At 45.1% G+C, this 12,745-nt stretch carries 11 protein-coding genes; 4 read left to right on the forward strand and 7 right to left on the reverse strand.

The window, feature by feature from the left end:
• Positions 1-31: 31 nt before the first annotated feature.
• Positions 32-619 carry an NAD(P)H-dependent oxidoreductase gene (locus CPIN_RS32910; protein ID WP_012794216.1) on the reverse strand — a complete coding sequence of 196 codons (588 nt, stop codon included), beginning with the start codon at positions 617-619 and terminating at the stop codon, positions 32-34.
• Between the two features lie 75 nt (positions 620-694).
• A complete protein-coding gene (locus CPIN_RS32915; protein ID WP_012794217.1) occupies positions 695-1,285 on the reverse strand; it encodes a Crp/Fnr family transcriptional regulator in 591 nt (196 codons plus the stop codon).
• Positions 1,286-1,453: 168 nt separating this feature from the next.
• Here CPIN_RS32915 and CPIN_RS32920 point away from each other — a divergent pair, with 168 nt between their 5' ends.
• A complete protein-coding gene (locus tag CPIN_RS32920; protein ID WP_012794218.1) occupies positions 1,454-1,921 on the forward strand; it encodes a hypothetical protein in 468 nt (155 codons plus the stop codon).
• A gap of 259 nt (positions 1,922-2,180) precedes the next feature.
• On the opposite strand, the gene CPIN_RS32925 is transcribed toward CPIN_RS32920, so the two are convergent.
• The gene (locus CPIN_RS32925) at positions 2,181-2,648 is read right to left on the reverse strand and encodes a hypothetical protein (protein ID WP_012794219.1); all 468 of its coding nucleotides are present in this window, start codon (positions 2,646-2,648) and stop codon (positions 2,181-2,183) included.
• A 66-nt stretch (positions 2,649-2,714) separates the two neighbouring features.
• Between CPIN_RS32925 and CPIN_RS32930 the strand changes: the two genes are divergently transcribed.
• The 3 genes from CPIN_RS32930 (at position 2,715) to CPIN_RS32940 (ending at position 6,758) form a co-directional block, all read left to right on the forward strand.
• Positions 2,715-4,220, forward strand: coding sequence for a choice-of-anchor I family protein (locus CPIN_RS32930; protein ID WP_012794220.1), 1,506 nt, complete (start codon positions 2,715-2,717; stop codon positions 4,218-4,220).
• A gap of 233 nt (positions 4,221-4,453) precedes the next feature.
• Positions 4,454-5,509 (forward strand): J domain-containing protein, encoded by a 1,056-nt coding sequence (locus CPIN_RS32935; protein WP_012794221.1) that lies wholly within the window; start codon positions 4,454-4,456, stop codon positions 5,507-5,509.
• Positions 5,510-5,621: 112 nt separating this feature from the next.
• Positions 5,622-6,758 carry an acyltransferase family protein gene (locus CPIN_RS32940; protein ID WP_012794222.1) on the forward strand — a complete coding sequence of 379 codons (1,137 nt, stop codon included), beginning with the start codon at positions 5,622-5,624 and terminating at the stop codon, positions 6,756-6,758.
• 87 nt (positions 6,759-6,845) lie between these two features.
• Here the strand turns inward: CPIN_RS32940 and CPIN_RS32945 are convergent, their stop codons facing one another.
• The 4 genes from CPIN_RS32945 to CPIN_RS32960 form a co-directional block, all read right to left on the reverse strand.
• A complete protein-coding gene (locus CPIN_RS32945; RefSeq protein WP_012794223.1) occupies positions 6,846-8,192 on the reverse strand; it encodes a BamA/TamA family outer membrane protein in 1,347 nt (448 codons plus the stop codon).
• Between the two features lie 269 nt (positions 8,193-8,461).
• Positions 8,462-9,031, reverse strand: a complete 570-nt coding sequence (locus CPIN_RS32950) for an LOG family protein (RefSeq protein WP_012794224.1) — start codon at positions 9,029-9,031, stop codon at positions 8,462-8,464.
• A 108-nt stretch (positions 9,032-9,139) separates the two neighbouring features.
• Positions 9,140-10,990: a BamB-related PQQ repeat family beta-propellar protein gene (locus CPIN_RS32955; protein ID WP_012794225.1), complete on the reverse strand. Its 1,851-nt coding sequence runs from the start codon at positions 10,988-10,990 to the stop codon at positions 9,140-9,142.
• 13 nt (positions 10,991-11,003) lie between these two features.
• The gene (locus CPIN_RS32960; protein ID WP_012794226.1) at positions 11,004-12,734 is read right to left on the reverse strand and encodes a RagB/SusD family nutrient uptake outer membrane protein; all 1,731 of its coding nucleotides are present in this window, start codon (positions 12,732-12,734) and stop codon (positions 11,004-11,006) included.
• Positions 12,735-12,745: the final 11 nt, after the last annotated feature.

Here is a 12,745-nt window from a genome sequence, read left to right on the forward strand (position 1 = left end):
AGTCATATGCTATTCATTGCACTTGTTGCGTTTACCTGAACTGCCGGCCCAGTTGTTCTACTTTTTTCAGCCAGCTGTTACGCAGTTTTTCGGTTGATTTCCTCATGAATCCGAAAGTAGAAAACCGGATAGGATCAAATCCTACATATCCGAAGATGATCGACTTGAGGATCTGATATTGTGATGCACGATAGATCAGGTAGAACCACCATTTGGGTGTATCCATTGTTACAAGTAAGCGCATACTTTTTCCTTTCAGTAGTTTTTCGGGAAAGACTTTACCTGACTGATGCTTAAAGGCAAATCCGGGTAGTAACACCCTGTCAAGAAAACCTTTGGCCAGGGCAGGCATAAAACCCCACCAGTTGGGATAAGCCATCACCACATGGTCAGCCCATTGTAGTTGTTGCTGTGCTGTGAGCAGGTCATCTTCCAGCTGCATAGTTTCGCCGGTTTTATAGCCGTCTGCAAGATTTACATCAAAACGCAGTTTTGATATGTAGATGGTCTGTGTGTTTGCGCCGGCACTTTCCACACCTTTACGATAGGCATCAAGCAGTGCGTTACAGAAAGAATTTTCTGAAGGATGACCGAGTATAAGTAAGATATTCTTTGCCATTGCAGTTTGTTTTAAGTTGATACTGCAAAGCTCCGGTATATATGGAAGGTGGACCTGACGCAAATGCGTCAAAAACTATTTATGGGCTATTTTCTGGCGAATACGGGTAAGTGTCTGTCGCTCGATACCCAGGTAGCTGGAAAGATGGGATAGCGAGACCCTGTTGAATAAGCGGGCATGATGTGTTGCGAAATCAAGATAACGTTCTTCAGCGGTCTGAAATACAAAGCTTTCAATACGCGCCTGCTGTCTTTTTAAGATCTCTTCAGCCACCAGGCGACCATACCTTTCAAACTTCGGATATTGCTGGTATATCCATTGCAGGTCATCAAATTTAAGACAGAGGAATGTGGCCGGTTCCAGGCATTGAATGGTATAGCTGCTGGGTTGCCGGCTGATAAAAGCCGGGTAATGCGTCGCATAGTCTCCCTCTGCATAGAAACCAACATTGATCTCATTCCCGTTAAGATCCACAAAAAAAGAACGGATAAGCCCTTTGGTAACGAAGCCTAAGGATTGCTGTACTTTACCTGATTGAATAAAAATGTCTTTCTTATCCAATTCCTGCAGGGTCAGTTTTGCGGCAAACTGTGACAGTTCTTCCTCCCGTAAATCGGGGCAGATGGCTTTGATTGAACGTAAATATATTTCAGTGTCTGCCTGCATAGCTGAGTTGTTTTACCAGGTTATTCGTCCTGCGGGTACAGAGATACCTGTATAAAGTAAATATAACACTTAGCAGCCTGTTATTACACGAATATGTAGCTGGCATATTACCGACCTGCTTCTTTTTTCCATCAAAAAGTTCCATCTTTATTGAAATCCTCCTATACCATGAGTTTCTTCAAACGTTTCTTCAACAAGAAAAAAACCCTTATCCAATGTCCCCGATGCCTGGGCAAAGGACATGTCGATGCGGACGATATCAAAAGACTTGGAAGAGAGTTAACCTGGCGGCCTGGTTCCTGTGCCTATTGCAATGCAAAAGGTGAAGTTGCTGCCGATATAATCGACAAGATTAATCCGGGAGAAGCATACCTGGTCAACAACCTGTCTGAAAAAGAAAGACTGGCATTGATCGAAGGACACCCGGAAGCCAGGGAGAGAATGAAACGCTTTAAAATAAACGTCGATAGGTTTATACAGGACATTGTCACGCTGCATTTTGTAAGGAAGCTTGACTCCAGACAGATTGCCGAATTATTCCTGGAATCCGCTGAGGGTTTAAGTGCAGAAGATTATGCGCAGGAAGAAAAAGACCTGATTGCCTACATTGAGAAAGTAATAGCCCGTCATAACTAATCATTCAGGTACTAAATATGCTGTTTATCCCGGCGATACCACCTGTTTACCGGCCGTATACATGTATCATAGGTGGACTTGATCAGGTATTGCCCCTCTACCGGGAAATTACAGGAGCCAATCACCTACAAAGACTAAAACGGGTTGTTTACACAATAGGCAGGAAGCCGTAGAACACATCTACAGCGGTTATAGAAAGATTATCAACAGGTAACATTCAATGGTATTTTATCAAAATAATCGCTGTGGCAGGCTTCTCTCATTCCCGTTGAACAACCAACTGGCGTATTGGTGTATATCCGCCGCCCACTGACAGATGTTGTATCGTTGGTGCAGCCGGATGCGTGATGTTATGCACCTTATTTTGCACTCCTGGCGGAACGACTGCAATAATATCGGCTGCCAGGTATTGCCTGTTACAGTAAGGGCGATCTTCAGACATCGCGGTTATCTGCATTGTCACCAGCAGCGTTCCTTCGCCAGTTATATTTATGGGGACTTCAGTACCTGAGAAAGGCCTGGCGGGGTCTATTGTCAACTGGTGTATGGCTGTCCCTGTCACCTGATCAGCCAGAAAATCGATACGGGTCACTATCACTTTTACTTCCCAGGAGGAGATGCCCTTATGTTGTATCAGATCCTGCGGGGGAATATGCAGGCTTCCATCATCAGCCAGTAAAGGCGCTAGCCATTTCAGTCCCTGAAAAGGAGATGTTAATAATTTCAAAACCTTGCCTTAACATTAAGTTCATCTGCCTTCTGTACTCTTGCCGCCTCAAACCTATATGCAAATATGAAATTGAAACACTTGTTACCGTTTGCCATTATGGCTATCCTTGCGGCCTGTTCAAAAGATGACAACCCTAATGAACCAACCGTTAATGAAGATCCTTCCACGTTCGCAGAAATTGGCACATTAGACATCGGTGAAGCAGGTGCAGCTGAAATCAGCGCTTACGATCCGACTACTAAAAGACTGTTTGTTGTCAATAACGGCGGTGTTAATAAGATCGATGTGATAGATCTGAGCGATCCTGGTAACATGAAGGTGATCCACTCCATTCCTACCAACAGCGGTGCGGTAAACAGCGTATCTGTATACGAGGGTAAACTGGCGGCTGCTATTGAAGCTGTGGATAAACAACAACCAGGCAGAGTAACCGTTTATAATACCAATAGCTACGCAGAGATCAAGACCATCGCTACCGGCGCATTACCAGATATGGTAACCTTCAGCCCGGATGGTAAATATATTCTGACTGCCAATGAAGGCGAACCAAATGCAGATTATACAAACGATCCGGTAGGTTCTGTTTCTGTGATCAGCGTAAGCGATAACTACAGCGTTGTAAACATCGACTTCAGCAGCTTCGCATCACAGCAGACAGCCCTGCAGCAGAAAGGTCTCCGCGTATTCGGTCCGAATGCTTCTTTCGCACAGGATATGGAACCGGAATATATTGCCGTATCACCGGATTCTAAAACTGCCTGGGTAACCCTGCAGGAAAATAACGCGATCGCAAAGATCGACCTGACCACTAAAACTGCGACAAACATCTTCCCATTGGGTTTCAAAGACTATAACCAGGATGCAGATGCGATCGATCCTTCTGATAAGGATAACGCCATTGCTTTCGGTAAATGGCCGGTAAAAGGCATCTATATGCCAGATGCGATTGCCGTTTTACAAACAGATGGTGGTATTCCTTACCTGTTCACCGCAAACGAAGGTGATGTACGTGAATACACCGCTTTTGCAGAAGCAAAACGCGTTAAAAGCCTTACCCTGGATGCAACTGCATTTCCTAATGCAGCTGACCTACAGAACGATGCTAAACTTGGCCGTCTGAACGTAACGACTACCCTTGGCGATGTTAACGGTGATGGTATCTATGAATCACTGTACTCCTTCGGTGCACGTTCTTTCAGCGTATGGAACGGTACCAGCGGTGCACTGGTATATGACAGCAAAAATGAACTGGAAACAAAAGTAAATGCTGCTGGTTATTATGACGACAACCGTAGTGATGATAAAGGTGTGGAACCGGAAGGTATCACCCTGGGTAAAGTAGGTAACAGAAATATTGCTTTCGTGGGCATGGAAAGAGTAGATGCAGTTGCTGTGTATGATGTGACCAAACCAGAAGCGCCATCCTTCCTCCAGCTCCTCAAATCAGGTGATGCACCGGAAGGCGTGTTGTTTGTATCAGCAGCGAATAGCCCCACCGGCAAGAGCCTGCTGATCGTGAGCAGCGAAGATGACGGCGTATTAAAAGTATATTCTCCGAAGACTTTATAATCGTCTCCGGTAACTGATAAGCAAAGGGCCATCTCAAATGAATTGAGATGGCCCTTTGCTTATAGTGCTATTATTTCCGTTTCGCTTCTCTTCCGCTAACAATATTGCCTTTCGAAGAGAAAACGCCTGCATGTTGCGTTCCCAGGTAAATAACATGCTTGTGAAAGATCAGGGCTGCCGGATTTGCAGCCACGACGCGGTTTCTTTTGTAACTTTGCGCTAAAGCAGGGAATATGTCGCAGGAACTGAATAAACGATCCGGAGACCTGATGATCAATCAATCAGAGAAAGCCGGACTTAGTAAAGAACAACAGACCTTTAATAAACTCATACAGAAGATAGCCCAGCTACGGCAGGAGCTGAAAGATACCACTGCCACCCTCGACAAGCAGTTACAGCATTTCCTGAAACAGATCTATCCGCTGATGCAACAGGTGGTTGGTCTGCGGTCTGCCGTCGTAGTACTGATGAATGAGTTTATGACTATTTCCAAAGGACTCTCCGGACATGAAAAAGAAGCCCTCCGACTACTGATTATCAATCAGCTGCATGAAATATTCCGCTATCAGCAGGAAGATCCTGAAGGCGAATTACTGGAGATTTTCAATGTCCTGTCTGACATTACCTACCAGGATCTGACAGAACAATACCTTGCTAAATTAAGAGCGGCTGCCGCTGCAAAAGAAAAGGAGGAGGAAACTGCTGACACAACGTTGCCAATGAAGACAACTGAACTGGAAGCAGCCGGCAGCAATAAACGGAAGACGAAACAGCAGTTACAGAAAGAAGAAAAAGAACGCCTGCTGGAAGAGCTGCGCAGGAAGAATGTACACCATCTGTACAGACAACTGGCCAAAGTATTTCATCCGGATCTGGAACAGGATCCTGAAAGGATACAGCAAAAAGAAGAACTCATGAAACAGCTGACTATCGCCAGGGAAAAAGGGGACCTGCTGTCAATGCTGGAACTGGAACTTAACTGGATTCAGCAGGAAGACAGGCATCCGGATCAGCTGACCAATGAGAAACTGCGCCTGTATAATACCACCTTACAGGAACAGGTGAAAGACCTGCAACAACAGATCAGTAACCTGTTCCATCACCCCAGATATGCATTTTTACAAGGATTCGCAAAAAATGTACAAGGTGTGCGGTTCATTGACTGGAAAACGGAAAAGAATAACCTCGACAATCTCGCACAGGGATTGAAAGAAATCATTGCAGGTTTATCCATGGATACCAAGAATGCACTGAAAGTACTGAAAGGTGTATTAAAATGGAATAGCTAGTACCTTTCAATATCCATCCTTTTTACCGGCAGTGTAGTAAGGGCTTGCATCTTAGCAGATTAAGCCGCATATTTGCGCCCAGGTCTCAATATTCCACAATTAAAAGAAAGTCATGCACGTAAACAGGACACAGGATCCTCATGTAATTACTAAACCACATTTCGAAATCCTAGACGGGCTCAGGGGGCTTGCCGCCATTGCAGTAGTCATTTTCCACTTCATGGAGATTGCCGTTCCCGATTATCACAATAGCTTCATTTCACATTCGTATCTCGCTGTCGATTTCTTTTTCTGTCTATCCGGATTTGTCATCGCTTATGCCTATGACACTAAAATCGCGCAGATAGGTCTTGTCGAATTTATGAAACTCCGCCTTATCCGCCTGCATCCGCTGGTGGTCATCGGCGCTGTGATTGGGTTGACCGTCTTCATCTTCGATCCATTCAGCAATCTCTATCAGATCTATGCCAGCAAAACATTGCTGGTGTTTCTTTCTGCCAGTCTGATGATTCCTTATCCACTGGTAAAGGAGCGATACTTCAATCTTTTCCATCTGAATCCTCCTACCTGGTCATTGTTCTGGGAATACATCGCCAACATCTTTTATGCATTAGTGCTGGTGAGGATAAAGAATAACAAGCTACTCTGGGTACTGACGATCCTTGCTGCAGGTGCATTATTCTATGCCTCTCAACAAGCAAAGTTCCTCGCTGTGGGATGGGGTGGTGATAATGTTTCCGCTGGTGCTGCCAGGGTCGCTTTTTCCTTTCTGGCCGGCATACTGGCTTTTCGCTCCGGTAAGATCATACGTTCCAAAATCGGCTTTATTCCAATCGGGATATTACTGCTGGCAACCTTTATGATTCCTTTTTCGGAAAAGTATAACTGGTATCTTGATCCGCTGGTAGTCATTTTCTTTTTTCCTTTCCTTGTATTGCTGGGAGCCGGTGCGCAAACGAATAACTTCAGCCATAAAATCTGTAAGTTTTCCGGGGATATCTCCTATCCGCTGTATATGATCCACTATCCTTTCATCTGGCTGTTTATGAGCTATGTGGAGAAGTATAAACCTACCTTACCGACAATGGTATGGATCATGATAGCCGGTACAGTTGCATTGACAATAATGGCTTATCTGGTGTTGCAATACATTGACACACCGATCCGTAAATGGCTGAAGAACAGAAGAACCGTTCCTGCTGTTGCCGTGGTGGCGCAGACAGCAAAAGTTGAGCGTCAGCATTCGTAAGAGATAAGTAAGATATTTAAAAGAGGATGGTCCGCTGTACGGCGGACCATCCTCTTTTAAATATCTTACTGCATTGCTGCTATCCCATTAAAACGCTTCATTCAAACCAAGGAAGAAGCCTCTTGCACCAAACTTACCCCAGGCATAATCAAGACATAAATTTGTACGTGTTACCTTATTGAACAGGATACGTAATCCGCCGCCACCGCCGGGTTGTAATACCTGGTATATTTTAGTGCCTGATTCATCGTTGGTAGTTTGCAGATGAAAGAACGCTACACCACTGATTAAATTATTACGCAGTATCGGGAAGCGGTATTCCATCTCTGCATAACTATATTGTGTGCCTTTAAAGTATCCCACGGTATATCCCCTTCCGCTACGGAAATTGGGGTCTTTACCGGTACCTGGTAATTCAAGATATGGTATATTACCTGCCAGCAGGAATGAGTTCCAGTTCCAGAATGCGAGGACATGTTCAGGATGTTGTTTTGACAGACTCACATATTTTCTGAAATCTGTAGAAAACTGTAATGCGTTTCGCGTACTACCTAACCAGGTCTGGTTAGCCCTGAAACCTGCGTCTAAGTACATTCCTTTATAAGCCCTGTTCTGGTTATCACGGGTAGTATACTGCACATTAAACAGCAGCCCGTTCGCCATATAATGCGCTCTTTTGAAACCATGACTGTCGCTGTAGATATTGTAGGGCGTCGGACCATTAGTGGAATCTCTTTCATCAATTTTCCTGCGGATATCAAAGGATACTCCGCCGCCTAAAAAGAGTCCTTTACTCACTTCTTTATACACTTTTTCACGGAAGTTGTAAAACTGTGCATGTAAGCCCCTGGGTTTACGATCAGGATTGTTTAGTACGTGTTCCAATGCCGTACCTTCCGTTGCCCTGCCAATACCCAGGCCATAGTCGGGAGTAACCGTCTTTGCCGCTACCAGGCTTCCCTGGAAGTTCCACTTATTACCCGATGTATAAATATTATGGCTAATATAGAAATAAATAATTCCTTTTGTGGTAATGGAAGCGGAAGTAGCCCCTACTGACATAAGTGTATTGGGGTCACTGCCGAACTTTTTACCGGCTACTGCCTTAATCCCTATCTGAGCCCCGATACTGGGATTTGCAGCCACATTAGGGATGACAATGATCCCTGAGCGGGTTTTCCCTGTCAGATCGGTTTTTTTGTGTAAAATACCCCTTACAAGGTCACCCAGGTCATATTGTGACGACAGATCTTCTCCCTGCTTCGCAGCTTTCACACGATCTGTGGTAGTAGAATCCGTTTTTAGGGTATCAACTGGTGTGGGTGTTTGTCCGTAGGTCTGCCCATACAGACAAAGAAATAGAGCACATAACAGGGTGGTTATCCACCTGCGTTGGGGGTGCCCCTGGCCGTTTGCTTTGCTGAGATGTAACAATACTAAATATGGTTTATGCTTGTGAGTCGCTGTTCCTGGGATCAGGTTACAAATTTTAAACCAAGTTATACTGTGTGTATCAGGGGAATATAGTACACATCAGTCCGGTACGAAGTAATTGCATCATCAGGAGACAGGAAAAAAGGCAAAAGGACGTATTCAGGTATTGCTTTGATATTTACTATCCTTCGTTCATCCTTCGTTGCATGAACGAAGGATGAACGAAGGATAGTAAATACTTAACTAAGATCAGAACGGATTATAGGGAGTTATTTCACCCATTTTGAATGATATTCTACCTGCTGATTCATGACTTTATGCAGCAGACTTTCCGGCTCATTATCAAAAATAAGTGAATTGAACTGGTGCTCTGATAGGAATCCTTCCTGGGACATGGAGGCCAGCAGGTCGCGGAACTTATCGTAGAAACCATTGATATTCAACATACCGCAAGGTTTGGCATGTAATCCCAGCTGTGCCCAGGTAAATACTTCCACAATTTCTTCCAGTGTGCCGATTCCGCCGGGTATTGCGACGAAATAATCAGATAAGTTGGCCATCATCGCTTTGCGTTCATGCATAGTACTCACAATGTGCAGTTCTGTGAGGTTTTTATGCCCTACTTCCCTGTCTCTCAGCTTCTCAGGTAATACACCGATCACTTGTCCGCCAAGAGCCAATACTTCATCGGCAATCAGTCCCATCAAACCAACAGCTGCGCCGCCGTATACCAGTCGCAGATTATTTTTTACGATACAACGGGCCAGTTCAATAGTGGCTTCCTTGTAGACAGGATCTTTACCGAAATTAGACCCGCAAAAGATAGCTATACTTTTCATCTGACAAATGTCGGGATTAATCTGTCAGCAAACGGGACAAATGTCCCTTAAAAAAAACAGGAGATACCAGTGACGGTACCTCCTGTTACGCATGATAGGTTTTAACTATTAATAAGTCAGACACACCAGCCGTCCATCCGCAGAACAGGTAATAACGGTATGTGCATCTACCGCAGTAATGTTATTCAGCAGACAGTTAGAGATTTTATGTCGCCATAATACCGCGCCGTCTTTTGCGGCCAATGCTGATATGATACCTGACTGAGAAGGGATATACACAACATCCTGGTATTGGTTAATGGCAGTCGGACAAATCTCATAGCCCATCTCCAATGGAGAGCGCCATATCACTTCCTGACCGGAGGCATGTGTATCCAGTCCGAGTATATGCCCCTGCATCGTTTTGACATATACTTTGTTACTATCCGCAGAGAGTCCCATCGACTCACGTACCCACTCCTGCTTATCATGTTTACGCCATAGTACCTGACCGGTAGCGGCATCTAATGCCGTCAGATACTGGTCAGGCGCTGCAATAAACACACGGCCGCCGGTGGCTACCGGCCAGCAGGCCGCTGCAGAGAACATCCTGTTAGTAGCGCCACTGTTCCAGGTCCACACACGTTTACCGGTAGCTGCATCAAGCGCATAGAAGTCATTACCCCAGGACCCGAAATAAACCTTATCCTGGTAAATTAACGGACGAGTCTGTACGAAGTTATGTACGCTATCAAAATCCCACTGTAATTTTCCATCCGCAATATTGTAAGCTCTACAATGTCCATCAGAAGCGGCTACGATTGCCAGTCCTTTGTACAAGGCAGCGGAAGCGACGATAGCCTTATCAGCAGATTGTCGCCAGCGTAACTTACCGGTATTCAGATCAAGACAATAGACCTGTGCGTCTGTACCTGGTACAATTACTTTGTTATCATAAATCAGTGGTGTTGAATAGATTTTCCCTTTTGTTTTGAACTGCCAGATCGTTTTACCCGAAGCCAGGTGTACCGCTTTAATCTGCCCGGTTGTATTGGAATACACTACCTTCCCATCTGCAATGGCTACTCCCCCACCGATATCGCCTGGTTCCTGCACACTCCATCTCTCTTTTACCTGTGTGTATTGGCTGTTGACCGCATAAGAAGGTCTATGTGGATTTGCTACCCATTGTGGCGTAGCCGCTACAGGGATACTCACCGTATGCCAGGCTGGTAAGGTCGCGCCACCAGGTACGCGTTCATTGAATACAAGGGAGTCATGCACCAGAGAGATGATATTGTAAGCGCCGGTATCTGCTTTTGCGCGCAGGTTGGAGCGGCACATAATACCCGGTATGCCTTCAAAATCGTATTTCCTGTTTGCATGTCCATGACCACAAAGGATGGCTTTCAGATTTCTGTCTTTCAACATTTCCAGTTGTTCATACCAATTGTTAAGCGCCGAATCCTGTGGATAGTGATTAACAAATATGACAGGTACTTTTTTATCCTTCTCTTTACGCAATTGTTCTTTCAGCCAGGTCAGGTCTTCTCTGGGAACCTGTCCGGGGCCCATCCGCATATTAGGTCCGCAACTGGTACCGAGGAACCAGTAACCTTTATAGCGGAAGCTGAATGTTTCACCACCAAACACATTCAGAAAGGTATTACAACCACTTTCTGACCAGTTGGAGTCATGATTGCCAGGTACGATGTACCAGGGTTTATTCAGTTTACTGATAATGCTTTTTGCGAGTTGTATCTCTTCATCGGAACCAAACTCCGTGATATCTCCGGAGAAAAGTACAAAGGCGATATCCGGATGATTGTTGATATCAAGTACGGTACGTTCAAGATCTTCTGCCCCGCTTTTGTTACCAATATGTGTATCGGAGGCCAATGCAAAACGGAACAATGTATCCTGCGCGTTTACACGTATGGTGGCCAGTAAAATCAGCAGGAGATAAATCAGTTTTCTCATATACAATTTCAGTTTATTGCTCCCAGCCTGGGTTCTGTTGCAGATTCGTATTTAATAATAATTCAGTCAGTGGTAAAGGAAACAGATAATGCTTCGGATCGTCAAAGTGTTTATTAGCACCTGGATGAACGATCAGGTTCCCCTTATCGCCATCACTCAGTCCTCTGTCAGGTTGCAGTACAAAATACTGTAAAGCTTTATCCGGGGAAGCGGGCTTGGTTAGTACAATCGCCAGGTCATTCTTTCCATCCTGATCCAGGTCATATACCCCCACACCAGGGAACCAGGCGCCTTTGAAGTCCTGCGCCAGTAAAGGTCCCCGTTTCCAGCGCATCAGGTCCTGATAACGGAATCCTTCCATAGCCAGCTCTACTCTTCTTTCACGGCGTACTTCCAGGATAACGGGATCAGTAATATTATACTCGGTCTGTAACAAAGGGTCTGCTTTCAATGTAGCGACCTGCATTGCCGGCATACCAGCACGTTTACGGATCAGATTCACAGAGGCGTCGGCTTCCGCCTGTGCAAATTGTTTTAACTCTGCTTTTGCTTCCGCATAATTTAACAATACTTCCGCATATCTGAATATAGGGAGGTCATTTGTATTGGTATTATTACCATCCTGGTCAGTGCCTGTTACAAATTTGATACACTGGTAACCGGTCATTGCATTGGAATAATCAGGTACCAGGGTGGCCGTCGTATTGATACGTTTATAACCAGGCGTGCGGATGGTTTGTGTCAGACGGGGATCTCTGCCTTTGATTTCTTCCCAGTAAGGAGTCGTTGCATAACCAGGTTGCGCAGAGAAGGCGGTTCCATCACTCATCAGATAACTATTGATCAATGTTTTGGTCAGTCCGGGTGCGCTCAAGGTAGAAGTCAGAAATTGTCCGTTAGCACCATGGGTTTTAGTCAATGTACGGTCATATACCCTTGCGAGGATATATTCATCCGCATTGGCTACATCCTCAGTAAAAAGATTCGCGTAATCCACATTCGGATTGTTCGTTGTGTACAACTTATATAAACCGCTCTGCATCACCTGTTGTGCGGCATCCACACTTTGCAGTAACAGTTCAGTGGCACCGCCCTGGTTATTTTCAGTATGATAAATACGGTAAGTTCCTTCAAACAGACAAACCCTTGACTTCAATACCAGTGCGGCCCATTTCGTGATACGGGAAGTATTTTTAGCTGTTTTGATATTGGCTGCGGCATAGTTAAGATCAGCAATGATACTATCTACCACCAGCTTACGCGGATCACGTCCTTTGTATAATTCCGGACTGTTCGCTTCCAGCGGATCACTATACCAGGGTACATCACCAAAACGCTGCACTTTGGTGAAATAAAACATCGCCCGGAAGAAACGTGCAATACCGGCATAATGTGCTTTAATAGAATCACTCACTGCTGCTTTCTGGTAATGGGCGAGAAAATAATTGACGTTGCGCAGGTCCGACCAGGTCCACTGTGCGGCAGATGCATCTGTCTGCACAATGGTACGGCCAGCCACTACATCACCTATCACAGCCGGTTCCACATTGTCGCTGGTAATATCTGCGGAATAGATATCAGTACCAGGCAACATGGCATAGAAGCTATTGGTATAGAGAGTAAGGTCTTTTTCATTATTGAAAAAAGAACCAGGATCTATGTCACTGATGGGCTGTCTGTCGAGGAAGTCCTTCTTACAGGCGGACAGCGTCAGTATTGATAGCGCGAATAATATCCTTTTCATGAAAATATGTT

Origin of the sequence: Chitinophaga pinensis DSM 2588, assembly GCF_000024005.1 — a bacterium.
GTDB lineage: Bacteria > Bacteroidota > Bacteroidia > Chitinophagales > Chitinophagaceae > Chitinophaga > Chitinophaga pinensis.